The sequence below is a fragment of the Blastomonas sp. CCH1-A6 genome, assembly GCF_001556365.1.
GTDB lineage: Bacteria > Pseudomonadota > Alphaproteobacteria > Sphingomonadales > Sphingomonadaceae > Blastomonas > Blastomonas ursincola.
The window spans coordinates 18,059-43,045 of the sequence record NZ_LSIS01000283.1 but is presented as its reverse complement, the minus strand read 5'-3'; the positions used below and the strand labels follow the sequence as shown (position 1 = coordinate 43,045).

Below are 24,987 nucleotides of genomic sequence, written 5' to 3'. Positions count from 1 at the left end.
GCGCATCGCCCTCACCCCGCGGCGCTGACGCGCCTTGCCCCTCTCCCGCGGGGAGAGGGGTATAACCTTCCTTCTTCAGGATATTGGCCGCGCGCTTGTACCCGGCGAGCAGATTGCCCCCCTCGCCCGTCTCGACAAAGGCTTGAAGAGCACGCATCCTCGCGCCAATCCGGATGAAATTGCCTCGTTCTCCAGTTGCCACGACTGCCTTAATCAAATCGGGGCGTCCACCAGCCTGAGTATTTTGAACGATCCAGCGATCAATGATGAATTCGATTACGTCTTCCCGAAGCACCGAAGACCAGTCGTAGCTGGTCATTGTGCCGTTAATAAGGAATAGACTTTGAATCGCGGCACGACGCAGTGCGAACGGATCACGTGATCCAGTCGGCTTCTCATCAATCGAGAAAAATGCGTTTAGAGTATCAAGCTTATCCGCCAACGAAAGAGAGTGTAACACAGGATTCGGTGGTGAGGTGAGCTTCGCACCGTAATGGCCAGCAATGGCCTCAGCGACCTGGGGGTCGAGACCTTGTTTCGCCGCGTAATAACCGCCCATAAGCCCCTGAAGTTCGGGGAATTCGCCGACCATTTCGGTGACGAGATCGGCCTTGCACAGGCGGGCGGCCTGTTCGGCGAGGGTGGCGAGATGCTCCCGATCCTCCCCGAGCTTGTCTCGGGGAGGGGGACCGCCGGCGGAGCCGGTGGTGGAGGGGTTCTTCCCTCCTGAAACCTCACCAAGAGCCCCTCCAACATGCTGCGCATGGTCCCCCTCCCCGAGCGAGCTCGGGGAGGATTTGATGATCCCCTCTTCGCACAGCCAGCGCGCGAGCTTGGCGACGCGCTCGACCTTGTTGGCCACCGTCCCCAGCTTCTCGTGGAAGACGATATTCTTCAGCTTCTCGGCATGCTGTTCGAGCGTCTTCTTCTGGTCGAGTTCCCAGAAGAAGCGCGCATCGGAGAGCCGCGCTGCCAGCACCTTCTCGTTGCCTGCGACGATCGCCTGGCCGCCGTCATGCGCGGCGATGTTCGCGGTGCACACGAATGCCGGGGCGAGCGCGCCGCTCGCATCCTGCATGACGAAATATTTCTGGTTAACCCGAGCGGTTAGCTGGATGACTTCAGGCGGGACCTCAAGAAACGCCGGGTCGAAACGGCCGAGCAAAGGCACTGGCCATTCGGTCAGCCCGGCATTCTCGAGGACCAGCCCCTCGTCCTCGATGAGCGCAAAACCGGCGTCCGCCGCGGCCTTCGCCGCGCCGTCGCGGATGATCCGCGCGCGCTCCTCATGGTCGACGATCACATGCGCGGCGCGCAGTGCATCGGCATAATCCTCGACGCCCGAAACGGTGACCGCGCCCTTGTGGTGGAAGCGGTGGCCGACGGTGGTGTTGCCCGCGACCAGCCCGTCGATCTCGCACGGTACGACATAGCCGCCCAAGAGCGCGATGATGCCCTGGAGCGGACGCACCCAGCGGAGCGATTCCGTCGTCTGGCTCGCCGCGCCCCAGCGCATCGACTTGGGCCAGGGAAAGGCGCGGACGATCGCGGGGATCGCATCGGAGAGCACATCGGCGGTGGCGCGGCCCGGCTTGTCGATGACCGCGAACAGCGTCGCGCGGCCCTTGACGTCGCGCGTCTCGAGCGCATCGCGGGTCAGCCCCGCCTTGCGCAGAAAGCCCTCGACCGCGGCATCGGGCGCATCGGCGGGCGGGCCTTTCAGCTCCTCGGACACCGCCTCGGTCGTCTCGGGCAACCCACGCGCGATCAGCACGAGACGGCGCGGGGTCGAGAAGGTCTGGAGGCTTTCCGCCTTCAGCCCGGCAGCAGCGAGCTGGTCGGCAAACAGCTTTTCGAGGTCGGTACGGGCCTTGGCCTGCATCCGCGCGGGGATTTCCTCGGAGAGGAGTTCGAGCAGGAAATCGGTCATGCGGCGCGCTCCTGGCCCATTTCGCACACCCCGTCATGCTGAACTTGTTTCAGCATCCATCGACCGTCCTGAAGCCGACAGGGCGAAGGCGCTTGGTGCCCGATGGGCCCTGAAACAAGTTCAGGGTGACGGTGGTTGGAGGTTCGCATCATCACGCCGCCCACCCGTTCTTCTCCATCCACGCCTGGCAGCTGCCTTTCGCCAGATCGCGCACGCGGCCCATATAGGCCTGGCGTTCGGCGACCGAGATCACGCCGCGCGCCTGGAGCAGGTTGAACACATGGCTCGCCTGGATCGCCTGCTCGTACGCGGGAATCGGCAGCTTGGCGTCGAGGCAGTTCTCGCACTCGGCCACCGCCTTGCGGAACGCATCGAACAGGCTGTCGGTGTTCGCATGCTCGAAATTCCACGCGCTCATCTGGCGTTCGTTTTCGAGGAACACGTCGCCATAGGTCACACCGCGCCCATTGAAATCGAGGTCGTACACGCTGTCCTTGCCCTGGATGTACATGGCGAGACGTTCGAGCCCATAGGTCAGCTCGCCGGCCACCGGCTTGCAGTCGAACCCGCCCATCTGCTGGAAATAGGTGAACTGAGTCACTTCCATGCCGTCGCACCAGACCTCCCAGCCCAGGCCCCAGGCCCCCAGAGTCGGGCTTTCCCAGTCATCCTCGACAAAGCGGATGTCGTGCAACAGCGGATCGACGCCGATCGCGGTCAGGCTGTCGAGATACAATTGCTGGATGTCGCCCGGCGAGGGCTTCAGGATCACCTGATACTGGTAGTAGTGCTGCAACCGGTTGGGATTTTCGCCATAACGCCCGTCGGTGGGGCGGCGGCAGGGCTGGACAAACGCGGCGTTCCACGGATCGGGGCCAAGCGCGCGCAGGGTCGTGGCGGTGTGGAACGTGCCCGCACCCATCGGCATGTCATAAGGCTGCAGGATCAGGCAGCCGTGCTGGCTCCAGAAATTGTGCAGGGTCAGGATCATGTCCTGAAAGGAAAGGCTGTGCTCGCTCAAACGTCCGGCCTTCGCAGTTGCAAAAAGATGCGCCGCGCTTTGGCGGATGGGAGGGCGCGGGTCAAGGGAGAGGTGATTCAGGGTTGGTGTCAGGGGGTTTAGTTGAGCTTTGCCAACGATCACCCGTCATTCCCGCGAACGCGGGAATCCCGCTTCTGCGACCAAGCCGAAATGAAGCGGGACCCCGTTTTCGCGGGGGTGACGGCTTTCGCTAGATACCGAAAGCTACTCCGCCGCGACCGCCTGTTCGACCCGCTCCAGCGTCACCGGCGTGCCGTTGAGCACGGCATTGCCCGAAATCGGGTCCATCGCCGCCGGATCGGTCAGGTCGTTGAGCGAGACGCCGGGGCGCTTGCCCGCGACCGAAAGCCGCGTCCCCGGCTTGTCCTGGCCGAAGCCGTGCGGGATCGAGATGACGCCCGGCATCACATCCTCGCTCACCTCCGCTGCGAGTTGCACCGATCCCACGCGGCTGGTGACGCGCACCTGGTCGCCGGTGGCGATGCCATAAGCCGCCGCGTCGTCGGGATGGATCATCGCGGTGCAGCGATCGGGGCCCTTGGCGAGGCGCGGGCTGTTGTGCAGCCAGCTGTTGTTGTTACGCACGTGCCTCCGCCCGATCAGCAGCAGCTGGCTTGCGGGCTGGGCTGCCAGATCGGCGCGCCATTGCTCGAGCGCCTCGAGGCACAGCGGCGGCGCGCAGGCGATGCGCTTGTCGGGCGTCTGCAACCGCTCGGGCAGGCGCTGTACATGCGGTCCGAAATCGACGCCATTGGGATTGGCCTCAAGCTCCTCCAGCGTCACCGGATAGTCCGAGCGCGCGAGCATCGAGGAGAGCACCGCGCGTGGCGGCACGATATTGGGCACCGCCTCGCCCTTGGCCGCCAGGATCGCGCGCGCCAGCTCTGCCACGATCTCCCAATCGGCCTTCGCCCCCTCCTCCATCGGCAGCGTGGGCGCCGAATAATCGGCATAGTTGCGGATCGCGATCGGGCCGAGCAGCAGCGGATAATGGTCCTTTTCCAGCGGCCCGCACGGCGGCAAGATGTAGTGCGCGTGCGCGCTGGTCGCGGTGACGTACATGTCGATCGACACCATCAGGTCGAGCTGCGGCAGCGCCTCGCCCCACGCGCCGGGGGCGGAAAGCGCGGGATTTCCGGAGATGACGACCAGCGCCTTGACCTGCCCTTCGCCCGGCGTGGCGATCTCCTCGGGCAGCAGCGCGCAGGGAAATTCGCTGATCACCTCGGGCCGGTTGCCGATGCGTGAGCGGAAGCGGTCATAGGTGCCGGGTCCTGCGCCCGCGACCAGATCGACCACCGGCGAGGAGAACATCACCCCGCCCTCGCGGTCGAGATTGCCAGTGGCGATGTTGAGAAGCTGGATCAGCCAGAGGTTGAGCGTGCCTGCTTCGGTGACGGAAACGCCCATGCGGCCGTAGACGATCGCCGGATCGCCGCTGCCAAGCTTCGCGGCGAGATCGCGGATGACGGCTTCGTCGATCCCGCAATGCGCGGCGAGCGGCGCGACCTCGAAGCCGCGAATCGCCTGCCACGCGGTATCCCAGCCTTCATCCAGCATCGGGGCGAGCCTGCACGGCGCGACCAGCCCCGTCTCGTCGAGCGCCTTCAACAGCGCGAGCAGCAGCGCGGTATCGGTACCGGGGCGGATGAAATGATGCGCGTCCGCTATCTTCGCGGTCTCGGTGCGGCGCGGATCGATCACCACCACCTGCCCGCCGCGCGCCTGCACCGCCTTCAGCCGCTTCTTCACATCGGGCACGGTCCAGACGCTGCCGTTGCTGGCGAGCGGATTGCCGCCGATGATGAGCATGAAGTGCGTGCGGTCGACATCGGGAATCGGGAACAGCGCATTGTGCCCGTACATCCACATCTGGACGAGCTGATGCGGGATCTGGTCGAGCGTCGAGGCGGAATAGAGCGTGCGCACGCCCAACGCCTTGCGCAGCACCCCGGTCTGCGTGCCGGTGGCGTAATTGTGCGCATTGGGATTGCCCATATAGAGCGCGGGCTGGCCGCCGCTGGCGATGATCCCCGCCATCCGCGCGCCGATCTCGGCAAAGGCGGTTTCCCAGTCGATCTCCTGCCAGCCATCGGCGGTGCGCTTGATCGGACGCCGCAGCCGGTCGGGATCGTCCTGAAGGTCGGCGAGCGCGGTCGCCTTGGGGCAGATATGGCCGCGGGAGAGCACATGATCGGGATTGCCTCTGATCGACACGGTCTTGCGCCCCTGCACCTCGACCAGAACGCCGCAATTGGCCTCGCACAGATGGCAGGTGCGCGCGTGGATGCTGGTCGCCGATTCGCTCGCCATGATGGTCTCTCCCTTGTCGCTTTTGGGCCAAGGCTATCAGCCGCCCGCCCCCCTGACCAGCCACTGGGAAACCGGCGTTTCCGTAGCGTATGTCAGGTGAGGATTGCAGATGGTAAGGGTCGCTTGACATAGTCAGCGAATCACGACATATAGTCAGGGTCACATGACAAAAGGTCAGTGTCCTTCGACACCTGGCAGAGAGTGTTTGGAATGAAAAACCGGCTGAAAGTGCTGCGTGCAGAGCGCGACTGGAGCCAGGCAGAACTGGGCGCGCGGCTCGATGTCTCGCGCCAGGCGGTCAATGCGATCGAGACGGGCAAGTACGACCCGTCGCTGCCGCTGGCTTTCCGGATCGCGCGGCTGTTCGGCATGACGATCGAGGAGATTTTCGATGATGGAGGCGACCATGGTTGATCAGGATTGGCAGATGCGCGCCCGGCAGCGGCAACGGCGCATCAACACCGTCGTCGGCGCGCTGTTCGCCGTCGGGCTGGTCTCGGGCTTTCTTGTCGGCTTTTTCGAGGATGACGAGGCCGGGCTGCTCGCAGCCAACAGCATTCCGCCCTGGCTGGCCGTCACCAGCGCGATCGTGTTCGTCGTCGCGATCGGCTTCGGCTCGTGGAAGCTGATGAAGGTATCCGACGAGCACGAACGTGTCATTCACACCAAGACCACGGTCGTTGCGGGCAATGTGATGCTGATCGGCTTTCCCACCTGGTTCATCCTGTGGAAGGGCGGCCTCGTCCCGGAGCCCGATGCGCTATGGCTGTTCATGGCCAGCGTCATCGGCAGCGTGATTGCCTTTGCCTGGTACAAGTTCCGTTAAACCCCCTGCCCCTAACCCCTATCGACCCGAGAGGATGACCCCATGACCAAGTTGTTCAAGACGCTGAAATCGGGCGCGGCCACGCTGGCCGTCGCCGCGATCGCCACCATCGGCTTTGCCAGCGAGCCGCTGCTCGCCCAGCAGCCGACCTCGGTTGCCGAAGCACTCGGCCCCGCCCCTGCCCCGGCCATGAAGGACGTCAACCCCGCAATGTGGGTGGTGCGTGACCAGGACACGACCATCTATCTGTTCGGCACCGTCCATGTGCTGCGCCCCGGGCTCAACTGGCTGAAGGGCGACATCAAGACCGCGTTCGACGCTTCGGACGAGCTGATCCTGGAGGTGCAGGAACCGTCGGATCCCACCGCCATGCAGGCCACCGTCAACAAGCTGGCGACCAATCCGCAGGGCATCACGCTGCGCAGCCTGCTGACCCCGCCGGTGCTGACCAAGTACGAAAAGACGCTCGGCACGCTCAACATCCCGCCGGTGGCGCTCGACCAGTATGAGCCCTGGTTCGCCAGCGTCACGCTGACCACGCTGCCGCTGATGATGCAGGGCTATGACCTCAACAGCGGCGCGGAAAAGGTGCTGACCAGCGCCGCCAAGGCGCAGAGCAAGCCGCTCGGTCAGCTCGAAACGGTCGAGCAGCAGCTCGGCATCTTCGACAGCCTGAGCACCGAGGAGCAGGTCGCGTTTCTCGACGTGACGCTCGACGCGGTGCCAGAGGTAACGACGCAGATCGATGCTCTGGTCGATGCCTGGGGCAAGGGCGATCAGGCTGCGCTCGACAAGCTGATGAACGAGGGCATGGAAAGCTATCCCGGCCTTTACGATGCGCTGCTGACGAACCGCAACGCGAACTGGGTCAGGTGGATCAAGGCGCGGATGGACAAGCCCGGCACCGTGTTCATGGCGGTCGGCGCGGCGCATCTGGTCGGCAAGGACAGCGTGCAGGCGCAGCTGGCCAAGGAAGGTATCAAGAGCGTTCAGGTCACCAGCAACTGATCTCCCCAGATCGTGACCTGGCAGGCCCCGTCAGCGCGCTCGCGCTGGCGGGGTTTGCCGCTCAGAGACTGGCGCCCCGGAAACAGGCGCGAACTTCCTCGACAAAGATATCGGGCACTTCCAGCGCGGCGAAATGCCCGCCCTTGTCCACCTCGTTCCAGTAGATCAGGTTGCTGAAGCGCTTCTCCGCCCAGCGGCGCGAGGTCTGGAACAATTCCTTGGGGAAGATCGTCCCGCCGGTGGGCAGGCTGATCGGATCGAAGCCCATCGCATTGAAGCTGTGCCAGTAGAGCCGCGCCGACGAGGCCGCCGAGTTGGTCAGCCAGTAGAGCGTGATCGTATCGAGCAGCGCATCGCGGCTGAAGCCCGAGAACTGGTCGTCGCAATCTGACCAGTTGCGGAATTTCTCGAGGATCCACGCCATCTGCCCCACGGCGGAATCGGCGAGCGCATAGCCGATGGTCTGCGGCCGCGTCTTCTGGATCGAGGAATAGCCGCTCTCTTTCTCCTGATAATATTGCATCCGCGCCGCCGCGCGCTTTTCCAAGTCGCTCAGGTCGCCCATCGTCGCAGGATCGGGCAGCGCCAGCACCATGTTGGAATGCACCGCCGCGCACGCACCCAGATTCTGCCGCGCGATCTCCAGCGTCACGCCGGATCCCCAGTCGCCGCCCTGCGCGAAATAACGGTCATAACCCAAAGCCAGCATCAGGTCGTTCCACGCCGTCGCGATCTTCGTGATCGACCAGCCGGTCTCGCTCGGCTTGCCCGAAAAGCCGAAGCCGGGAAGCGAGGGGATGACCAGATGGAACGCATCCGCCGGGTCCGCCGGATTGGTCAGCGGCTCGATGACGCCCATGAACTCGAGCACCGATCCGGGCCAGCCATGCGTCATGATGAGCGGGCGCGCGCCCTCGTGCTTTGAGCGGATATGAAGGAAGTGGATGTCCACCCCATCGAGCTCGATCAGGAAATTGGGATAAGCGTTGAGCGCCGCCTCGCACGCGCGCCAGTCATATTGCTTGGCCCAATAGGTCGCGAAATCCTGCACTACGGCGAGCGGAATGCCCTGGTCCCAGTCGTCGACCTGCTCCTTGTCGGGCCAGCGGGCAGCGCGGATGCGGGCTTGGAGGTCGTCGATCGCGGCTTGCGGCACGTCGATGGTGAAGGGGCGTATCTCGGTCATGCCGCGAGGCTAGACCCGGCACCGGGCGTCTTGCAACTGACAATCGTGTCAGCGATCAGACCGGCCGCGCGCCCGATCCCTTGCCGCCACGATTGGCATATTCCTGCGTGCCGAGGTGATAAACCTTGTCGCCGCCCAGCACGGCCTGGTTGGAATAGGTGAAGCCCGGCGTCAGCCCGCGATACAGGTCGTCGAAATTGCGCTCGACCGTCTTGCGGTACAGCTCCTCGAAGCTGTCGATCACGAAATAGGTCGGCTGCATGTCCGAGATGACATAATCAGTTCGCATCACCCGGTCGACTTCGAGGTGAATCCGGTTGGGCGACTGCGCCTCGACCGAAAACACCGCTTCGAGCGGGCCCGACAGGATACCCGCGCCATAGGCCTTGATGCCGTCGGCCTCGCGGATCAGTCCGAATTCGACCGTGTACCAGTAGAGCGCCGACAGCGCCTTCAGCCGGTTATACGCCAGTGCCTTCCATCCGGCCCGGCCATATTCCTGCATGTAGTCGGCATAGACCGGGTCGGTCAGCATCGGCACGTGGCCGAACACGTCGTGGAACACGTCCGGCTCGGAAATATAGTCGAATTCCTCACGCGAGCGGATGAAATTGCCCGCCGGAAAGCGCCGGTTCGCCAAGTGATAGAAGAAGACGTGGTCAGGGATCAGCATCGGCACCGGCACCACCGTCCAGCCGGTGATCGCCTGCAATTCCTCGCTCAAGCTGCCGAAATCGGGCACGCCGCCGCGTCCCAGATCGAGCCGGTCGAGCCCAGCCATGAAGCTGCTCGCCGCGCGGCCGGGCAGCACCTGCATCTGCTGCGCGAACAGATCGTCCCAGATGGCATGTTCTTCCCCCGTATAGACGCGCTGCTGCGGCTCCAGCCAGTCCTCGCCGAGATGCGCCGGGCGCACCAAGGGCGCGACAAAGGTGTCGGCGGGCACATCGGGAATGACCGAATAGTCCACCGCGCCGGGCGTGATGAGCAGGCTTTCCATGGCTTTCCCCCTGTTGAAGCTGAAGCGGGATGTATAGCACTGCGAAAGCGGAAAATCCTGCCTCATTCTTGCCCATGACGGACGATCGGAAGAAGGTTCTTCCATTTCGAGGCCAGAACTTGCAAATCCTTGCCATGACTGATCTGGACGCAGAAGACATCCGCATCCTGCGCGCGTTGCAGGACAATGGCCGCATGACCAATGCAGAGCTCGCCGAAACCGTCGGCATGTCCGCCTCGCCCTGCTGGCGGCGAGTGCGGCGGCTGGAGGCGGACGGCGTGATCCGCGGTTATGCGGCACGGCTGAGCAGGCGCGCGCTGGGCCTGGGCGTGCTCGCCTATGTCAGCGTCGAGATCGCCGACCATGGCGAGGCGGTGACGCGGGACTTCGAGGCCGCGGTGGCCGAACTCGACGAGGTCATCGCCTGCCACCAGGTCACCGGCGGCGCGGACTATATCCTCACCGTGGTGAGCCGCGACCTCGACAGCTATGCGGACTTCGCGAACAAGCGGTTGCGACCGATCGCAGGGATCAAGGCGATCAGCACCAGCTTCGTGCTGAGGGAAGCGAAGGCGCAGGGCGGGCTGCCAGTTTAGGGGATAAGTCCGGTTTTGGGGGCTGGTTATCAGGGCCTTGGCGGCGAGTTATGGGTGGAGTGCTGCCGCTGGCCAGTTTATCTCCGATCGCATGACCAACCGCGCCAACCTCACTGCTTTCGAAGTTGAAACGATGGGTGAAAGCACCGGTCACTGTGATTGTTGTGGAAAGGCAAGCCGCCGCGTCTGGGGGATGGTTCATCACCAAAACGGCCCCAGCGTAGCTGCATACTGGATCCACTGAACAGCCGGGCACCTCAGCGAACCGGGAGCCAGCCTCGACCTTGTCATCGGCAAATGGGGCGAGGGCACCGACGCAGACGACCGGTTTGGCGTTGCATTGGTGCATCGCCAACTGGATGACGGTACGCCGTCCCTCATGGTTGTTGATCCGGATGAACGGTTCAGTGGCGTAGACTTGGCTGCCACAGCCTTGAAGCGAGACGATGTGATAAACACGCCATTAGCCGATCAGGTGTTTTCAGTCGTGGACGCAATTTACCTGCAGGACGGTCGCTTTTTTTGAACTGGCTCATGTCTGAAGTGGGGTCGTTTGCAGCACGGCAGCTTCTTTTAGAGAGCCTCCAGAGCTGCCACTCACGTCGCTTAGCCTGAGCGTAGTCGAAGGCCCCACGCTAGCCACATCGTCACCCTGAACTCGTTTCAGGGTCCATTTCTCCCCACGCGGCTTCGGCTGTTGGGGCACGATGGATGCTGAAACAAGTTCAGCATGACGGGTTGTGGTCGGTCTTGCCCAATCTCCTGTTATCGCGCCGTTTTCCGGCGAAAGCCGGAATCCAGGGTTGTGCAAGCGACTCGATGCGCTTGACGGAGCCTTGAGGCGGCATGCGACGTCTTCGCGGCTTCGCGGCTTCGCGTGAAACTGCTGCTGAAAAGGGTTCACGCGAAGGCGCGAAGCCGCGAAGAGGTTTTTCAAAGGGGCCAGTTCGCGCTACTGGACTCCTTGGCTCCGGCTTTCGCCGGAGAGCGGGCCTGGGGTTACCGTCTGCGCGGGGGCTTCGACAGGCTCAGCCTGAGCGGGGTGGGATGCGATAGGCCGTCGCGCTGCCGAGCGGCGCTTATCCCGCAATCACCCCGTACAGATCATGCTCGTCGGCATCCTCGACGAGCACATCAACGAACGATCCCGGCTCCAGCCCCTCCGGCACGTCGCGCAGATACACATGGCCGTCGATCTCAGGCGCATCGGCCTGCGAGCGGCCGGTGGCGCCGACCGAGCCGTCTTCCTCATCGGGCTCGCCCACCTCGTCGATGATGACGGGCAGCGTGCGGCCGACCTTGGCGGCGAGTTTCGCGGCGCTGATCGCGGCGGTCTTTTGCATCAGCCGCTGGTAGCGCTCTTCCTTGACCTCTTCCGGCACCGGATCGGACAGGCTGTTTGCCGCCGCACCCTCGACCGGTTCGAAGCGGAAGCCGCCGACGCGGTCGAGTTGCGCCTCGTCGAGCCAGTCGAGCAGATACTGGAAGTCCGCCTCGGTCTCGCCGGGAAAGCCGACGACGAACGAGGAGCGGATGGTGATGTCGGGCGCGATCTGACGCCAGGCCTTGATCCGGTCGAGCACCTTGGCCTCGTTCGCCGGACGCTTCATGCGCTTGAGGACGCTGGGCGCGGCATGCTGGAACGGGATGTCGAGATAGGGGGTGAGCAGCCCTTCGGCCATCAGCGGAATGACCTGGTCGACATGCGGATAGGGATAGACATAATGCAGCCGCACCCAGGGGGCCCTGCCCTCTGCGGTGCGCAATTGCCCGAGCTCGCGCGCCAGATCGGTCATGTGTGCGCGGACCTGACGGCCTTTCCACTCGCGTGGTTCGTGCCGGGTATCGACCCCATAAGCCGAAGTGTCCTGGCTGATGACGAGCAGTTCGCGCGTTCCCGCCGCGACCAGCTTTTCCGCCTCGCGCAGCACCGCATCGATCCGGCGGCTGACGAGATCACCGCGCAGCGAGGGGATGATGCAGAACGAGCAGCGATGGTTACAGCCTTCGGAAATCTTCAGATAGCTGTAATGGCGCGGGGTCAGCTTGATGCCCCCCTCCGGCACCAGGTCGATGAACGCGCCGCGCGCCGGCGGGGCGGCATCGTGCACCGCCTGCACCACGTCCTCATACTGGTGCGCGCCGGTGACCGCGAGCACATCGGGGAAGCGCGCACGGATCGCGTCCGCCTCATTGCCCATGCAGCCGGTGACGATCACGCGGCCATTCTCGGCCATCGCCTCGCCTATCGCCTCGAGGCTCTCTTCCTTGGCGCTGTCGAGGAACCCGCAGGTGTTGACCAGCACGACGTCCGCCCCGGCATAATCGCCCGACATCTGATAGCCCTCGGCGCGCAGCTTGGTGAGGATGCGTTCGGAATCGACCAGGGCTTTCGGGCAGCCGAGCGAAACCATGCCGACTTTCGGCGGGGCGGGAATAGTGATGGGGCTGGACATGATGGCCGGGCGCATAGGCGTTTTGCGCGGCTTTGTCATCGGGGAAGTCTTGCGGCCGGATTAGAGGCTTCGGGACAATCGGCAATAAGAGTGCGCAACGTCCCTCGACTTCCCGGCAAGCCGGGAAGTTTATCCTGAGCCGCTGGCTTGCCAGCCAACCGAAGGGCTCGGGACAAACGGAGGGGAGGCTTAATCCCGCTGCCAACCTTTCCGCGTTCCCGAGCGAAGTCGAGGGACGTATGCGCTACGATGCCTCGGAAGGTTCCTCCGCAAACAGCACCCGCCCCACGCCATAGGCCGCGAGCGCGCCTGCGAGCTGCGACACGATGAACAGCGGCACATCGTGCGGGGCGATTCCCGCAAAGCTGTTCGACAAGGACCGCGCCACCGCGATGGCCGGGTTGGCAAAGCTGGTCGAACTGGTGAACCAGTATCCCGCCACGATGTAGAGCGCGACCGCCGCGGGCACATTGTCCGGGCGGTGTCGCACCGCGCCCAGGATGGTCAGCAACAGGCCGAAGGTGGCGACGAACTCGCCCGTCCAGTTGCCGATCCCAGCGCGCGCCTTGGTCGAATATTGCAGGATCGGCAGGTCGAACATCAGGTGCGTCAACCAGACGCCGATAATCCCTCCCGCCAGTTGCACGACAAAGAACGCCAGCGCCTCGCGCGTCGCGATCTCGCCGCGCAGCCGCATGACGAGCGTCACCGCCGGGTTGAAATGTGCGCCCGAAATCGGCCCGAATATCGTGATCAGCACATAGAGGATCGCACCGGTCGCCAGCGTGTTGCCCAGCAGCGCGATGGCGACGTTCCCGCCCGCCAGCGCCTCGGCCATGATGCCCGAGCCGACGACACAGGCGAACAGCAGCCCCGATCCCAGCCCTTCAGCAATCAGCCGCCGCGTGCCCTGCCCCATCTGTCGCCCCCTCGAATCGGCCGATCGCCGCCAGCCGACGCTGGAGCACCTGCGGATCATCCGCAAGGTCGAGCTCGAGCAGCGCCGCGATCCGCGCCTGCATCTGGTCGTACGCGATTTCGAAAGCGGCACGCTGGCCCTCGCCTTCGACCGCTGCCGGATCGGCAATGCCCCAGTGCGCCTTGATCGCGCGGCCGGGGAAGATCGGGCAGAGCTCGCCCGCGGCATTGTCGCAGACGGAGATGACGATATCGATCGGCGGCGCGCCGGGCGCGGCAAATTCGTCCCAGCTCTTCGAGCGGAAGTCGCCCGTGATGCCGCGCTCGGCCAGAAGTTGCAGCGCCATCGGGTGCGGCGCGCCCTTGGGGAAGCTGCCCGCCGAATGGGCCTGGAGGCGCCCGCCACCCATATGGTTGGCGAGCGCTTCGGCCAGGATCGAGCGCGCCGAGTTGCCGGTGCACAGGAACAGGATGCTGGTCACGGCGCGCGATCCGTTCACATTGTCGGGCAGCAGGTGGTTTCGGGCGCGCTCAACGCCCCCTTGGCGAGCGGGCCGGGGTCGCCATAGACCGTCGCCTCGCCATCGGTGTAAAAGGCTTCCCACACGATGCCATTGGGATCCTTGACCCAGCTCTTTTCCGATCGGGCATAGCAGCAGGTGGTCTTGCCCTCTTCCAGCACCGGCTGGTCGGCCTTGGCAAGACCGGCATAGACTTGCGCCAGTTCATCGGTGTTTTCGGCCTGGATACCGAGATGTTCGATGCCCTCGCTGGCACCGCAACCGGCGACCGAGATGGCGAAATTGACGCGCGGATCGTCGAGCTGCCACTTGGCGTAATCGGGCTTCACCACTGTCGGCTCTGCGCCGAACATCGCGGAATAGAAGGCGATCGAGCCATCAAGATCGCGGGTCTTGGCGTGGACATGCATGCGCTTCATCGGTCTTCTCCTTGGATGGGCGGGTTCAGCAGCCGGCGCCCCGGCAGCAATTTTCGGTGAGGAAGCCGACCAGCGCGGCCATCGCGGCGAAGTCGGCGGAATAGATCAGCGACCGGCTCTCGCGGCGCTGCACGATAAGCCCCGCCTGCATCATCTGGTTGAGGTGGAAGGACAGCGACGAGCGCGGGATGTTCAGCCGGTCGGCCAGATCGCCCGCGCTCACGCCATCAGGGCCAGCCTCGACGAGAAGACGAAAGGCAGCGAGCCGATGCTCCTGCGCAAGCGCGGCGAGCGCGGCGATGACCTCCGCGCTGCCGAGAACGCGGCCTTCGGCAGGCGACGCGGCAACTGGCGAACATGGGGCAAGCGTTGATTCCATATTTCCAATATTATGGAAATGAAGGTGAGAGTCAACCCGTCGCACGGTAAACTTTTCGTCAACCATTTTGCCGCAATTTTGCCGCGATGGCTCCCCGCTTTGCCCCCTTGCCCGTTCTGGCGATGGCCGCCGCGTTGCTGTTCGCCGCGCCCCCGGCCTCGGCGCAGGAACCGCTGCTGCAATGCGTGCCCTATGCCCGGCAGGTGAGCGGCATCCAGATCTTTGGCGATGCGCACAGCTGGTGGCAGCAGGCGGAGGGCAAATACCAGCGCGGCCAGCGCCCGGCGGTCGGTGCGGTGATGGCGTTCAAGCCCTATCGCTCGATGCAGCTTGGCCATGTCGCAACGGTCGCCAAGGTGATCGACAAGCGCCGCGTCCTGCTCGACCACGCCAACTGGTCGCCGATCGACGGCCGCAAGGGACAGATCGAACGCAATGTGCTGGCCGAGGATGTCTCGGTTGCCAATGACTGGAGCGAGGTGCGCGTCTGGTATGCGCCGATCGGCGCGCTGGGCACGACGCGCTACCCGGTACACGGCTTCATCTACCCGCAAGGCCGCGCGCCGAGCCAGCTGGAGGTCCCGCCGGTGCAGATCGCTTCAGCCGATCGCAGCGATGGACGCCTGAGCCGCGAGGAACGCCAGGCACAGCGTCAGGCCGAGAAGGAGGCGAAGCGCCGCCTCAAGCAGATCGAGAAGCAGCGCCGCGAATATGCGAAATATCTGAAACGCCAAGAAAAGGTGCGCAAGGCGACGGCCCAGGCCTCGCCGGCCCCGGTGCCCCGCCTGCAGGTCGATCCAATCGGTGACCTGATCGCCTCAACCGGCAGCTGAGCCGGGCGTTCAGGCCTTCGCGACCGGCGCGTCCTCGCCGAGATCCTTGTACCAGGCCTCGACCGGGCCGCTCAGCTTCAGCGTCAGCGGCTGGCCCTTGCGGTCCATGGTCTTGCCCGCCTGCACCCGGATCCAGCCCTCGGAAATGCAATATTCCTCGACATTGTTCTTCTCGACACCCTTGAACCGGATGCCGATGCCGCGGCCGAGCAGATCGGCGTCGAAATGAGGGCTGCGCGGATTGATCGCGAGCCGGTCCGGCGGCACGTCCGCGGCGCCGGTCGAAGCGGCGGGGGTCTGTTCGGGGGTTTCCGGGGTCTCGGTCATCATGGGGTCCGTTCTGGCAAAATCGTGCCGCGCCTTTAGACAGCCCTAGCGGACATCGCAATAGACCTGCCGGATGATCCCCCGGTCGAGCAACAGCTGAAACAGCCGCGCGGCGCGATCCGGGCTGGACAGATCGGTAACCTCGCCGGACTCATCCACGGCCGCGCTGGCCACGACCAGCCGCAACACCGCCAGCGGGTCGGTTGTCAGCACCCGGCCGCGGCGCGGGGTGGACGCGGCGTTCACGCCGACCACCCTTCCCTGCTCGTCAAAGGTCGGCCCGCCGCTGATGCCGCCGAGCGGCCCATCGAAACTGGGGACGCGTTCGGCTTCGGCCCAGGCCAGGATCGGTTCGCTCTGCCCGCCCGGTCCACCACGCGAAGCATATGCAGCGCCCAGAAAGCGCGAGACCACCACCGCCGGATTGCCCGCTGGGAAACCCATATGATAGCCGAAGGCGCCCTCCTCCGGCAGCTCCTCGGTCAGCGCGAGCGCGAATTCGGGAAGCGGCCCCTGGCGGATGACCGACGCATCGGCCTCGCTGCTCTCGAGGACGTCGCTGATCGCATCGATACCGTCCTCCGCGACCAGCCCGATCCGGTCGCAGCCATGCGTGACATGCTGCGCGGTCAGCCAAGTGCCGTCGCGATCGACAGCGAAAGCCGTGCCCTGGCTGTCCTGTTGCGGGCCGGGATCGGCGATGACGAAGCTCTCGCCGATATCGGGCATCGGGCGGCGCGGGCTGCGGGGATCGAACTGTTCCACGCTGAGCGGCGCATCGCCCCATTCCTCTTCGCTGCCGCCAAACCAGACAATCAGCAGCACCGCCCCCAGGACCCAGGGCAGGCAGCCGCGGCGGTTGGAGGTCCGCGCCTTGCTCATCCGCGCCGAGCGCTTTCGGAACCTTCCATCGCCTTGTGCATAATTGCGACGCTACCGGCGCTGGCGACAGAATCAAGCGGATAGGCAAAGTTTCACGATACAAGTGTTGCTTGTCGCTGCGGCAATGCAGCTGATCGCCTGTTTCTGAATATCGCGCTTACTTTCAATTAATGCTGCGTTCATGCCATCGATTCAGCATGATGCGTGTGTGACAAAATCGCAACGCAAGCTCATCAATGTTCGTGATGTTGGAACCGAGCTGTGGGTCTGTAGGTTTGGCAACCGTCTGAATACCAAAAAGCAAGGACGCGAAACCATGAAGACCCCCATCAAATTTTCCGCCGCTTCGGCCATTGCTGTCGCCATGCTGGCGACGCCCGCATTCGCCCAGACGGTGAAGGAAGATACCGATTTCGACGGCGTCTATGTCGGCGGCCATTTCGGCTATTCGGCTCAGTCGAGCCCGCGCGGTGAAGGCGTTGTCTTCGACACCAATGTCGATGGCGACTTCAACGACAGCGTGCTGAATACCGCAGGCCTCAATGCCTTCAGCCCGGGCTTCTGCCGTGGTTCGGCCAGGGGCAACAATGCTGATGCCGGCTGCCGTCAGGACCAGAACGGCATCGAATACGGTGTCCGCATCGGCGCCGACAAGCGCTATGGCAATTTCGTCATCGGTGCACTGGTCGAGGGCAGCAAGTCGGAAGCCAAGGATTTCGTCACCGCGTTCAGCACGACCCCGGCCAACTATACGTTCACGCGTGAACTCGATTACGCCATCTCGGCCCGAGCCCGCGCTGGCTATACCCCGGGCGGCGGCATCCTGTTCTACGGCACCGGCGGCGTCAGCTATGGTCGCATCGAGAACGGCTTCCGCACTTCGAACGCTGCCAATTCGTTCACGCCGCGCAACACCAAGGATTGGTCGTGGGGCTGGCAGGCCGGTGGCGGTGTCGAAGCCAAGATCGCTCCCAACATGAGCATCGGCCTCGAATATCTCTACAACACCTATACCAATGACGATTTCGCCGTGAACGTCGGTCCGGGCACCGCCCCTGCGACCAACCCGTTCCTGCTGCGTGCCGGCCAGACCGACATGCGCCGCAGCGATCCGAATTTCGAGTTCCACTCGATCCGCGTGACCACCGCGTTCCGCTTCTGATCGATGGCTGATAGTTGAAAATGGCGGGGCTGCGCAAGCGGCTCCGCCATTTTCTATCCGGCGACGGCAGCCGCATTGAGCGCGGCCAAGGCGACCTTGGTCATGGCCAGGAAGATCGCAGCAGCCAGCTGATCCTCCTCGATCCGCTTCGACAGATTGCCGATCAGCAGATCGACCGCGCGAAACGCGATCAATTGCAGGATGAGCGTCACGCTGCCCCAGATCAGCACGTCCCAGACATTGACCGAAGCGGCGAGACAGAAGGCGAGCGGCAGCGCCAGCCCGAGTGCCGCACCGCCCAGTGAAACCGCCGCCGAGACATTGCCCGCGCGGATCAGCGCGAATTCCTTGTGCGGGGTAATCCACATATAGAGCGCCAGAGCCAGCGCCCACGCTACCGTCGCCGTGCCCAGATGCAGCATGAAGATCGGCAGCCCGGCAAACAGGCTCTGGATTACGGGCGCGGGATCGGTCATGGCCGCAACTGTTGACCCGAAAGGGCGGAACGATCAAGCCTGATCCGAACCCCGCCCCCTTCCCAGCCAGGCCAGTTCCATGCGCATCTGCATTCTCATCCCCGACGCCGCCGACCTCACCCGCTATGACGACTGGCAGGACCAGGCGGTCGTGATCGAGCCGCTGCTCGCCGCGCATGGACTGACGGTCGAATGGCGCGCCTGGACCGACAGCGCACCGTTCGAGGCGGATCTGGTGCTGCCGCTGATGGCCTGGGGCTATCATCGCGCGCTGCCGCGCTGGCACGCGCAGCTCGATCGCTGGCAGGGCGCACGCTTCCTCAACCCGCTCGAAATACTGCGCTGGAATACCGATAAACGCTATCTGCTCGAACTCGCACAGCGCGGCGTCGCCATCGTGCCGACGCGGTTTCACGGACGGCTGGACGCGGCGGCGGTGGACGAAGCGCGCACCGCCTTCGGCACCACCGATCTGGTGGTGAAGCCCCCGGTTTCGGCAGGATCCGACCATACCTGGCTGCTGCGCGATGGCGCGCCCTGCCCGCCCGATGCGCTGGGCCACGCGATGCTTGTCCAGCCGATGATGCCGATGATCGCCAGCGAGGGCGAATATTCGCTGTTCTGGCTGGCGGGCGAATTCGCGCATGCCATCCTCAAACGCCCGAAGAGCGGGGATTTTCGCGTGCAGGGCCAGTTCGGCGGCCAGTCGCAGGCGGTAGTACCGCCAGCGGCCGCGCGCGATCTCGCTCTTGCGACGCTTGGGGCGATCGATGCCGACCTGCTCTATGCGCGGATCGACATGGTCGGTGATGGCCGGGGCGGCTATGCGCTGATGGAAATCGAGCTGATCGAACCCTGGCTGTCGCTCGACCGGACGGCCGATGGCGGCAAGGCATTCGCGGCTGCGATTGCAGCGGCGGCACGCCAGCCAGCCAGCGCCGGTTAAGGTCGAGCGCGTCACAGGAGCCGCCATGACGATTTTCCCTGCTGTCTTGCTGCTCGCGGCTACCCAGGTCGGCCCTGCCGACGCCAATGCCTTGCCGCCCCTGCCCGCACCGGCACCCGCCGAGGCCGACGTGCCGAAGCCCGGCCCCCGCGCGTCCGGCTTCACGGCGCCGCTGGCCGACGAGGCGCGCTTCGATGCCTGCATGGACACGGCAACCGACGATCCCAAGACGGGTATCGTCGCGGCCAATGAATGGCTCATCGCGGGCGGCGGCTATTTCGCGCGGCATTGCCTCGGCTTTGCCTATTCCAAGGAAGGCCGCTGGGCCGCTGCAGCCGATGCGTTTGTCGACGCCGCGCGCGATGCCGAGCTTGCCCGCGACAAGCGCGCCGCGAATCTGTGGACCCAGGCGGGCAATGCGATGCTGGCGACGGGCGATGCCGACAAAGCGCTCACCTATTTCGACGCGGCGCTGGCGCAGGGCGTAGCGCAGGGGCTGCTGCTCGGCGAACTGCATCTCGACCGCGCCCGCGCGCTGGTGGTCGCAGGACAGACCGATGCAGCGGAAATTGCGCTGGCCGAGGCGCACAAGCTCGCGCCCGAGGACCCGCTCGCCTGGCTGCTCTCGGCGACGCTGGCGCGCCGGCTGGGCAAGCTGGAGCGGGCGCAGGCCGATATCGACATCGCCGCACGGCTCGCCCCGCGCGACCCCGAAGTGGCGCTCGAGGCGGGCAATATCGCGGCGAGCGCGGGCAAATACGACGTCGCCCGGCGCAACTGGACCCAGGCGATCGAGATCCGCCCCGAGGGGCCGATAGCGCGCACCGCGCGCGGCCATCTGAGCGAGCTCGACCGGGCAGAGGCAGAGACGGCAGAGACCACCGCGAAGCCCTAGGCCTCTCCCCTCCCCAGGGGGAGGGGAGAGCATTGATCAATCCAGGTAGAAATCCACGGTCGTCACCACGCGTACCTTCTTGTACGGCGTGTCGCTGACGCCCCAGCCGCCACCGCTCTCGCCATCGCGCGATTCGACCGAGAAATAGCCCTGGGTCGCGCTCTTGATCCCGCCAACATCGGTGCCGCTGTCCTTGGCGAACTGCTCGGCCGAGGCACGCGCATCCTTGGTCGCTTCGGCCACCATCTTGGGTTTGATGTCGTTGAGCTTGGTAAAGCTATACGCCATGCCCGATCCTTCGTCGAGCACGACGCCCCGCCGGATCAAGTCGAACTGGCGCTTCACCGCCGCCTGCGCCTTCTTGATGTCGTTGGTGCGCAGCGACATGCGCTGGCGGATGGTATAGGTGGTCGATCCGTAATTGTTGTTGAACTGCGAGACGTTCGCGCCCGTGGGCTGCAGCGCGTCGCCATCGAAGCCGAGCTCGGTGAAGAAACCGCGCAGCGCCTTGGTATCGGCATCGATATCGGCCTGCGCGCTTGCGAGGTCCTCGGCCTGGGCCGAATAGGCGATGGTCCAGGTGGCAAGATCCGCCGTCACGTCCTTTTCGGCAAGGCCGCGCACGGTGACCGAACGGTCCGCCTGCTTGGCGCGCAACAGGCCATCGCCGAGCAGATAGCCGCCCGCGACCATGCCGATCGCCAGTATCCCGGCACCGGCGAGAAACACATTGTCGCGCACCCAGCCGCGCTTGCCCGATCCGTCCGATCCCCCACCATCAACCATGTCCGAAAGTCCTTCCAATGCGATGCGTGCCGCCTATATCTGCGGGGCACATCCACCCCCGACGACACGATGGATTGATTAGCCGAGCTGCGATGAACCGTGTCTTAACTGCGATGAATTGAGGCCAATATAATGACCAAATATCTCCACACGATGATCCGCGTCACCGATCCCGATGCGACGATCAAGTTTTTCGAGCTGATCGGCCTCAAGGAAGTCCGCCGCTTCTCCAGCGAGCAGGGCCGCTTCACGCTGATCTTCCTCGCCGCGCCCGGTCAGGAGGGCGTGGCCGAGGTCGAGCTGACGCACAACTGGGACCCGGAGGAATATACCGGCGGACGCAATTTCGGGCACCTCGCCTATCGGGTGGAGAATGTCTACGAGACCTGCCAGCGGCTGATGGATGCGGGCGTGACGATCAACCGCCCTCCGCGCGACGGGCATATGGCTTTCGTGCGCAGCCCCGACGGCATCTCGGTCGAGCTGCTGCAGGAAGGCCATCTGGAACCTGCCGAGCCCTGGGTCTCGATGCCCAATACCGGCAGCTGGTAAGCCGCTGGCGACGCGCGGCGGGCTGGGGTATATTAAGGCTCTTCGGGGGCCCAGAACAAGGATGACGACCATGCGCAACATGCCCATCATGCTCAGCCTCGCCGCGCTCGCCTGTGCCACCCCGCTGATCGCCTCGGACAGCCGCGATGCGGAAATCCGCACGCGCACCGCCGATGCCATCGCCAATCTCGACGAACGCGGTCAGAAGCTCGCGAAAATCTATCTCAAGGACCGGGTGGCGGGCGATCCGGTCGACTGCATCCCGCGCACCCGCCTGCGCCGCTCGACCGCGGCCAGCGACGACGTGCTGCTCTATGACGATGGCTCGGTGGTGTACGTCAATACGCCGTATCTCGGCTGCCCCCGCGCCCGCGACAACACGATGATCTCGCAGACCCCGGTCGGCCGCCTGTGCTCGGGCGACATCGTGCTGGTCCAGGACCTGCGCATCAACGTGCCCCTGGGCAGCTGCGCGCTGAGCGAGTTCGTGCCCTATCGCAAGGTGAAGAAGGGGGGCTAGGGGCAGCCCTTTCCGCCCCGCGCCTACACCCGCCTACCCAAACCCCGCCAGAAACGCTGCGACATTTGCGCCCAGCGCGTCGACCGCGTAGCCGCCTTCCATGACGATCACTGTCGGCAGATCGAGCGCGGCGATCGAGCGGGCGATGGGGGTATAATCGGCCGTCTGTAGCGCGAATTGCGAGATCGGGTCGCCGGCAAAGGTATCCGCGCCGAACGAGACGCACAGCATGTCCGCACCGAAAGCGCGGATCGCGGCCAGCCCCGTCTCCAGCGCCGCCATATAGCTGGCCAGGTCCGTGCCGCGCGGCAGCGGCAGGTTGAGCGTCGCGCCCTCGCCTGCCCCCTCGCCACGCTCGTCAGAATGGCCCCAGAAGAACGGATAGTCGGTCGCAGGATCGGCATGGATCGAGACGAACAGAACGTCGCCGCGATCGTAGAAAATATCCTGCGTGCCATTGCCATGGTGGTAATCGACATCGAGGATCGCAATGCGCTTCCGGCCCGCCGCGATGGCCGCTTCGGCCGCCACCGCGACATTGTTGATGAAGCAATAGCCGCCCAGATAATCCGCGCCGCAATGGTGTCCCGGCGGGCGGCACAGCGCGAAGGCTGAGCGATCGCCGCCGAGCACCGCCTCGGTCGCCGCCAGCGCCGATTGCGCCGCCCAATAGGCGCTGGACCAGGTTCCGGCAGCAATCGGGCTGGAAGCATCGAAGCTGAACTGGCCAAGGTCGGCGTCGATCCGGTTGAGCTTCAGCGGCCGCCGCCCCACCACCGGCCACGCATAGCCATGCGCATCGCCAGTGCGCCCTGCCTCGACCCAGCGCTTGTGCGCGGTCTGCAGGAACTCCAGATAATTGTCGCGATGCACCCGGCGGATCGGCTCGAGCCCGTAATCGCGCGGCGTTTCGATATCGCTCAGCGCTTCGAGCACATTCTCCATGCGTCCGCGATGCTCGGCATAGGGCACATAAGCCCCGTTGTGCAGCTCCATCGCGGGCGCATGATCGTGCTGGCGCGGATCGAAGAACGTCCTCATTGTGCGAAGAGCTTCTTCAGGAACACCGTCTCGACCTCGCGGCGCAGATCGTTGTTCGCCTTCTTGAGGAAGCCATGGCCTTCATCGGCATAGAGCACGTACCAGGTCTCGACCCCGTTCGCGCGCAGCGCGGCGACCACCTGATCGGATTCGGATTGCGGCACGCGCGGGTCGTTCGCGCCCTGCATCACCAGCATCGGCTTGGTGATCTTGCCCACATTCTTGAGCGGCGCGATCCGTTCGAACACCGCGCGCATCTTGGGGTCGCGCTCGTCGCCATATTCGGCGCGGCGGTTGTCGCGGCGATAGGCTTCGGTATTGGCCATGAAGCTGATGAAATCGCTGATGCCATAGCGCTCGACCCCGCCGACCAGCTTGTCCGAATAGAAGGTCATGCTGGCGAGCGACATGTAGCCGCCATAGGACTGGCCGTAGACCGCGATACGCTTCGCATCCATGCCCGGCTGCTTGCCCGCCCAGTCAATCAGCGCGCCGATATCCTTGACGCTGTCCTCGCGCAGCGGTCCGTTGTCGAGGTTGAGATATTTGGTGCCATAGCCGTCCGAGCCGCGCACATTGGGAAGGATGACCACCGCGCCCAGCACATCGGCAAAATATTGTGCGCCGGGGTTCCAGCTCGGACGCGTCTGCGCCTCGGGCCCGCCATGAATGTCGATGATCACCGGCAGCTTGGCATCGGGCGCGGCGTTCTTGGGCCGATAGACAAAGGCGGGCACGGTCAGCCCGTCAAAGCTGGTAAAGCGCACCAGCTGCGGCTCGACCAGCTTCGCGGGATCGAGCTCGCCCGGCTCGGACTGGGTCCAGCGGGTGATCGCCTGATTGCCGAGCTCCACGGTCCAGACATCGCCTGCGGTGGTCGCATTGGTTAGCCCCACCGCGAGCTTGCCGCCGTCGGGCGAGAAGGACAGGGCCGTCACAACCCCGCGCGGAAGCGCTGGCGATTGGCCCGCGCCACCCGCCAGCGGCATCAGAATCACGCGCGAATAGCCGTCCTCGTTGAGCGTATAGGCGATGGTGCGGCCATCGGGCGACAGGTCATAGGCCTCGACATCCCAGCCCGGCTCGCGCGACAGCGCGGTCATCTTGCCAGTGGCGGCATCGATCCGCACCAGCCGCCGCGTGTCGGTGCCGGCGTTGGTGATCGCGACGATCGCCTTGCCGCCATCGATGAAGCGCGGGTCCTCGAACCGCGCCTTGGCCTTGACCGACCAGTCGAGCGGGGTGACCTTGCCGCTGGCCATGTCGAGCAGCATCAGATGGTTCTCGCGGTTGGAAATGCCCTTTCCGAGCAGCACCGTCGTCTTGTCCGCGCTGATGTCCTGCGGGCCGACCGCACCGGTGCCCTGCCAGACCAGGCGACGGCTCTTCGGATCGGCAGGATCTGCAGCCATGATCGCATAGTCGGCCGAACCCTTGGTGGCGCGCGACCAGACCAGCAGGCTCCCATCCTTGGCGAAGACCGGCGACTGGTTGCGCGTCACCGGCTCGGTCAGCGGCTGGCCCACGCCGTCGAGATCGCGCACGAACAGCTGGAACCATTCATCGCCGCCGGTATCGCGGGTGAGCACGAAGCGCTTCTTGCCAGGCACGGTCTTCGCCCCTCCGACGGGCTCGCTATAATAGGTCAGCTGCCGCCGCGCCGCGCCGGGAGCGGGCACATGGTGCACCTGAAAGGTCGATCCGAAGCGCGTGGTGATCAGCATCGATCCATCGGGCAGCCAGTCCTGGAACCGCGCTTCGCGATAATTCTGGTAGCGCTGCACCGCATCGCGGATGTCCTGCGGAATCTCGGGCACGTTCTCCAGCCGCGCCGTGCCGACCTGGCGTGTCTGGACGGGCGCCTGCTGCGCGGCGGCAGGAACGGCGATGAGCGCGGCAACAGCCAGCAGCGACGAACGGAACAGCATGCGATACTCCCCAGCAATGGACCCAAATCTCGTTTCAGATGCAAA

26 protein-coding genes are annotated in these 24,987 nt (G+C 64.7%); 10 read left to right on the top strand and 16 right to left on the bottom strand.

Annotated features, from left to right (window positions below; genetic code table 11):
- The 3 genes from glyS to AX735_RS13560 form a co-directional block, all read right to left on the bottom strand.
- Positions 1 to 1,930, bottom strand: a 1,930-nt coding sequence (gene glyS, locus AX735_RS26370) for a glycine--tRNA ligase subunit beta (RefSeq protein ID WP_231750119.1), incomplete at its 3' end; no start/stop codon positions are given.
- Positions 1,931 to 2,081: 151 nt separating this feature from the next.
- Positions 2,082 to 2,921 (bottom strand): glycine--tRNA ligase subunit alpha, encoded by an 840-nt coding sequence (locus AX735_RS13565; protein WP_034516053.1) that lies wholly within the window; start codon positions 2,919 to 2,921, stop codon positions 2,082 to 2,084.
- A gap of 255 nt (positions 2,922 to 3,176) precedes the next feature.
- Positions 3,177 to 5,285 carry a molybdopterin oxidoreductase family protein gene (locus tag AX735_RS13560; RefSeq protein ID WP_066281167.1) on the bottom strand — a complete coding sequence of 703 codons (2,109 nt, stop codon included), beginning with the start codon at positions 5,283 to 5,285 and terminating at the stop codon, positions 3,177 to 3,179.
- A gap of 210 nt (positions 5,286 to 5,495) precedes the next feature.
- Here AX735_RS13560 and AX735_RS13555 point away from each other — a divergent pair, with 210 nt between their 5' ends.
- From AX735_RS13555 to AX735_RS13545, 3 genes are read left to right on the top strand one after another with little or no spacing between them, the layout of a single operon-like run.
- Positions 5,496 to 5,699 carry a helix-turn-helix transcriptional regulator gene (locus tag AX735_RS13555; protein ID WP_066281161.1) on the top strand — a complete coding sequence of 68 codons (204 nt, stop codon included), beginning with the start codon at positions 5,496 to 5,498 and terminating at the stop codon, positions 5,697 to 5,699.
- Positions 5,692 to 6,111, top strand: a complete 420-nt coding sequence (locus AX735_RS13550; protein WP_137775289.1) for a hypothetical protein — start codon at positions 5,692 to 5,694, stop codon at positions 6,109 to 6,111. The genes AX735_RS13555 and AX735_RS13550 overlap by 8 nt, the downstream gene beginning before the upstream one ends.
- A gap of 42 nt (positions 6,112 to 6,153) precedes the next feature.
- Positions 6,154 to 7,119 (top strand): TraB/GumN family protein, encoded by a 966-nt coding sequence (locus AX735_RS13545; protein WP_066281150.1) that lies wholly within the window; start codon positions 6,154 to 6,156, stop codon positions 7,117 to 7,119.
- A gap of 61 nt (positions 7,120 to 7,180) precedes the next feature.
- Here AX735_RS13545 and AX735_RS13540 read toward each other — a convergent pair whose 3' ends face one another.
- A complete protein-coding gene (locus AX735_RS13540) occupies positions 7,181 to 8,305 on the bottom strand; it encodes an epoxide hydrolase family protein (RefSeq protein WP_066281146.1) in 1,125 nt (374 codons plus the stop codon).
- Between the two features lie 55 nt (positions 8,306 to 8,360).
- Complete coding sequence (gene phhA, locus AX735_RS13535) at positions 8,361 to 9,305, bottom strand: phenylalanine 4-monooxygenase (RefSeq protein WP_066281140.1); 945 nt, start codon at positions 9,303 to 9,305, stop codon at positions 8,361 to 8,363.
- A 134-nt stretch (positions 9,306 to 9,439) separates the two neighbouring features.
- Here phhA and AX735_RS13530 point away from each other — a divergent pair, with 134 nt between their 5' ends.
- Positions 9,440 to 9,901 (top strand): Lrp/AsnC family transcriptional regulator, encoded by a 462-nt coding sequence (locus AX735_RS13530; RefSeq protein WP_066281135.1) that lies wholly within the window; start codon positions 9,440 to 9,442, stop codon positions 9,899 to 9,901.
- A 1,079-nt stretch (positions 9,902 to 10,980) separates the two neighbouring features.
- Here the strand turns inward: AX735_RS13530 and rimO are convergent.
- The 5 genes from rimO to AX735_RS13505 all read right to left on the bottom strand — a co-directional run bounded on the left by rimO (position 10,981) and on the right by AX735_RS13505 (position 14,594).
- On the bottom strand, positions 10,981 to 12,357 hold the full coding sequence (rimO, locus tag AX735_RS13525; protein ID WP_137775290.1) for a 30S ribosomal protein S12 methylthiotransferase RimO: 1,377 nt from the start codon (positions 12,355 to 12,357) through the stop codon (positions 10,981 to 10,983).
- Positions 12,358 to 12,601: 244 nt separating this feature from the next.
- The gene (locus AX735_RS13520; RefSeq protein WP_066281128.1) at positions 12,602 to 13,276 is read right to left on the bottom strand and encodes an aquaporin; all 675 of its coding nucleotides are present in this window, start codon (positions 13,274 to 13,276) and stop codon (positions 12,602 to 12,604) included.
- A complete protein-coding gene (locus AX735_RS13515) occupies positions 13,245 to 13,757 on the bottom strand; it encodes an arsenate reductase ArsC (protein WP_066281190.1) in 513 nt (170 codons plus the stop codon). Before AX735_RS13515 ends, AX735_RS13520 begins: the two co-directional genes overlap by 32 nt.
- A 14-nt stretch (positions 13,758 to 13,771) precedes the next feature.
- A complete protein-coding gene (locus AX735_RS13510) occupies positions 13,772 to 14,215 on the bottom strand; it encodes an ArsI/CadI family heavy metal resistance metalloenzyme (protein WP_066281125.1) in 444 nt (147 codons plus the stop codon).
- 25 nt (positions 14,216 to 14,240) lie between these two features.
- Positions 14,241 to 14,594 carry an ArsR/SmtB family transcription factor gene (locus tag AX735_RS13505; protein WP_066281122.1) on the bottom strand — a complete coding sequence of 118 codons (354 nt, stop codon included), beginning with the start codon at positions 14,592 to 14,594 and terminating at the stop codon, positions 14,241 to 14,243.
- An 86-nt stretch (positions 14,595 to 14,680) separates the two neighbouring features.
- Here AX735_RS13505 and AX735_RS13500 point away from each other — a divergent pair, with 86 nt between their 5' ends.
- Positions 14,681 to 15,427 carry a CHAP domain-containing protein gene (locus tag AX735_RS13500; RefSeq protein ID WP_066281119.1) on the top strand — a complete coding sequence of 249 codons (747 nt, stop codon included), beginning with the start codon at positions 14,681 to 14,683 and terminating at the stop codon, positions 15,425 to 15,427.
- Between the two features lie 9 nt (positions 15,428 to 15,436).
- Here AX735_RS13500 and AX735_RS13495 read toward each other — a convergent pair whose 3' ends face one another.
- Positions 15,437 to 15,754, bottom strand: coding sequence for a DUF3297 family protein (locus AX735_RS13495; protein ID WP_060977765.1), 318 nt, complete (start codon positions 15,752 to 15,754; stop codon positions 15,437 to 15,439).
- 45 nt (positions 15,755 to 15,799) lie between these two features.
- A complete protein-coding gene (locus tag AX735_RS13490; protein WP_066281116.1) occupies positions 15,800 to 16,636 on the bottom strand; it encodes a S1 family peptidase in 837 nt (278 codons plus the stop codon).
- Positions 16,637 to 16,952: 316 nt separating this feature from the next.
- Between AX735_RS13490 and AX735_RS13485 the strand changes: the two genes are divergently transcribed.
- Positions 16,953 to 17,798: an outer membrane protein gene (locus AX735_RS13485; RefSeq protein WP_066281185.1), complete on the top strand. Its 846-nt coding sequence runs from the start codon at positions 16,953 to 16,955 to the stop codon at positions 17,796 to 17,798.
- 53 nt (positions 17,799 to 17,851) lie between these two features.
- On the opposite strand, the gene AX735_RS13480 is transcribed toward AX735_RS13485, so the two are convergent.
- Positions 17,852 to 18,274 (bottom strand): DUF350 domain-containing protein, encoded by a 423-nt coding sequence (locus AX735_RS13480; protein ID WP_066281111.1) that lies wholly within the window; start codon positions 18,272 to 18,274, stop codon positions 17,852 to 17,854.
- A 79-nt stretch (positions 18,275 to 18,353) separates the two neighbouring features.
- Between AX735_RS13480 and AX735_RS13475 the strand changes: the two genes are divergently transcribed.
- Together AX735_RS13475 and AX735_RS13470 are read left to right on the top strand one after the other, a co-directional pair.
- Positions 18,354 to 19,220 (top strand): ATP-grasp domain-containing protein, encoded by an 867-nt coding sequence (locus tag AX735_RS13475; protein WP_066281108.1) that lies wholly within the window; start codon positions 18,354 to 18,356, stop codon positions 19,218 to 19,220.
- Positions 19,221 to 19,245: 25 nt separating this feature from the next.
- Positions 19,246 to 20,115, top strand: a complete 870-nt coding sequence (locus AX735_RS13470; RefSeq protein WP_082751098.1) for a tetratricopeptide repeat protein — start codon at positions 19,246 to 19,248, stop codon at positions 20,113 to 20,115.
- 36 nt (positions 20,116 to 20,151) lie between these two features.
- Here AX735_RS13470 and AX735_RS13465 read toward each other — a convergent pair whose 3' ends face one another.
- The gene (locus AX735_RS13465; RefSeq protein WP_066281104.1) at positions 20,152 to 20,901 is read right to left on the bottom strand and encodes an SIMPL domain-containing protein; all 750 of its coding nucleotides are present in this window, start codon (positions 20,899 to 20,901) and stop codon (positions 20,152 to 20,154) included.
- A gap of 132 nt (positions 20,902 to 21,033) precedes the next feature.
- On the opposite strand from AX735_RS13465, the gene AX735_RS13460 reads away from it, so the two are divergent.
- Entirely contained in the window at positions 21,034 to 21,453 is a 420-nt protein-coding gene (locus AX735_RS13460) for a VOC family protein (RefSeq protein ID WP_023838048.1), read from the top strand.
- A 70-nt stretch (positions 21,454 to 21,523) separates the two neighbouring features.
- Positions 21,524 to 21,973, top strand: coding sequence for a hypothetical protein (locus tag AX735_RS13455; protein ID WP_137775291.1), 450 nt, complete (start codon positions 21,524 to 21,526; stop codon positions 21,971 to 21,973).
- 33 nt (positions 21,974 to 22,006) lie between these two features.
- On the opposite strand, the gene AX735_RS13450 is transcribed toward AX735_RS13455, so the two are convergent.
- Together AX735_RS13450 and AX735_RS13445 are read right to left on the bottom strand one after the other, a co-directional pair.
- Complete coding sequence (locus tag AX735_RS13450) at positions 22,007 to 23,014, bottom strand: histone deacetylase family protein (RefSeq protein ID WP_066281099.1); 1,008 nt, start codon at positions 23,012 to 23,014, stop codon at positions 22,007 to 22,009.
- The gene (locus AX735_RS13445) at positions 23,011 to 24,942 is read right to left on the bottom strand and encodes an alpha/beta hydrolase family protein (protein WP_066281098.1); all 1,932 of its coding nucleotides are present in this window, start codon (positions 24,940 to 24,942) and stop codon (positions 23,011 to 23,013) included. The genes AX735_RS13450 and AX735_RS13445 overlap by 4 nt, the downstream gene beginning before the upstream one ends.
- Between the last annotated feature and the right edge of the window lie 45 nt (positions 24,943 to 24,987).

Coding starts and splice junctions, on each gene's coding strand:
- AX735_RS13475 (WP_066281108.1), top strand. CDS start 18,354: ATGCGCATCTGCATTCTCATCCCCGACGCCGCCGACCTCACCCGCTAT.
- AX735_RS13520 (WP_066281128.1), bottom strand. CDS start 13,276: ATGGGGCAGGGCACGCGGCGGCTGATTGCTGAAGGGCTGGGATCGGGG.
- AX735_RS13555 (WP_066281161.1), top strand. CDS start 5,496: ATGAAAAACCGGCTGAAAGTGCTGCGTGCAGAGCGCGACTGGAGCCAG.
- AX735_RS13510 (WP_066281125.1), bottom strand. CDS start 14,215: ATGAAGCGCATGCATGTCCACGCCAAGACCCGCGATCTTGATGGCTCG.
- AX735_RS13530 (WP_066281135.1), top strand. CDS start 9,440: ATGACTGATCTGGACGCAGAAGACATCCGCATCCTGCGCGCGTTGCAG.
- rimO (WP_137775290.1), bottom strand. CDS start 12,357: ATGTCCAGCCCCATCACTATTCCCGCCCCGCCGAAAGTCGGCATGGTT.
- AX735_RS13445 (WP_066281098.1), bottom strand. CDS start 24,942: ATGCTGTTCCGTTCGTCGCTGCTGGCTGTTGCCGCGCTCATCGCCGTT.
- AX735_RS13485 (WP_066281185.1), top strand. CDS start 16,953: ATGAAGACCCCCATCAAATTTTCCGCCGCTTCGGCCATTGCTGTCGCC.
- AX735_RS13505 (WP_066281122.1), bottom strand. CDS start 14,594: ATGGAATCAACGCTTGCCCCATGTTCGCCAGTTGCCGCGTCGCCTGCC.
- AX735_RS13540 (WP_066281146.1), bottom strand. CDS start 8,305: ATGACCGAGATACGCCCCTTCACCATCGACGTGCCGCAAGCCGCGATC.
- AX735_RS13500 (WP_066281119.1), top strand. CDS start 14,681: ATGGCTCCCCGCTTTGCCCCCTTGCCCGTTCTGGCGATGGCCGCCGCG.
- AX735_RS13560 (WP_066281167.1), bottom strand. CDS start 5,285: ATGGCGAGCGAATCGGCGACCAGCATCCACGCGCGCACCTGCCATCTG.
- AX735_RS13450 (WP_066281099.1), bottom strand. CDS start 23,014: ATGAGGACGTTCTTCGATCCGCGCCAGCACGATCATGCGCCCGCGATG.
- AX735_RS13545 (WP_066281150.1), top strand. CDS start 6,154: ATGACCAAGTTGTTCAAGACGCTGAAATCGGGCGCGGCCACGCTGGCC.
- AX735_RS13460 (WP_023838048.1), top strand. CDS start 21,034: ATGACCAAATATCTCCACACGATGATCCGCGTCACCGATCCCGATGCG.
- AX735_RS13550 (WP_137775289.1), top strand. CDS start 5,692: ATGGTTGATCAGGATTGGCAGATGCGCGCCCGGCAGCGGCAACGGCGC.
- AX735_RS13490 (WP_066281116.1), bottom strand. CDS start 16,636: ATGAGCAAGGCGCGGACCTCCAACCGCCGCGGCTGCCTGCCCTGGGTC.
- AX735_RS13465 (WP_066281104.1), bottom strand. CDS start 20,901: ATGGTTGATGGTGGGGGATCGGACGGATCGGGCAAGCGCGGCTGGGTG.
- AX735_RS13495 (WP_060977765.1), bottom strand. CDS start 15,754: ATGACCGAGACCCCGGAAACCCCCGAACAGACCCCCGCCGCTTCGACC.
- AX735_RS13455 (WP_137775291.1), top strand. CDS start 21,524: ATGCGCAACATGCCCATCATGCTCAGCCTCGCCGCGCTCGCCTGTGCC.
- AX735_RS13565 (WP_034516053.1), bottom strand. CDS start 2,921: ATGATCCTGACCCTGCACAATTTCTGGAGCCAGCACGGCTGCCTGATC.
- AX735_RS13470 (WP_082751098.1), top strand. CDS start 19,246: ATGACGATTTTCCCTGCTGTCTTGCTGCTCGCGGCTACCCAGGTCGGC.
- phhA (WP_066281140.1), bottom strand. CDS start 9,305: ATGGAAAGCCTGCTCATCACGCCCGGCGCGGTGGACTATTCGGTCATT.
- AX735_RS13480 (WP_066281111.1), bottom strand. CDS start 18,274: ATGACCGATCCCGCGCCCGTAATCCAGAGCCTGTTTGCCGGGCTGCCG.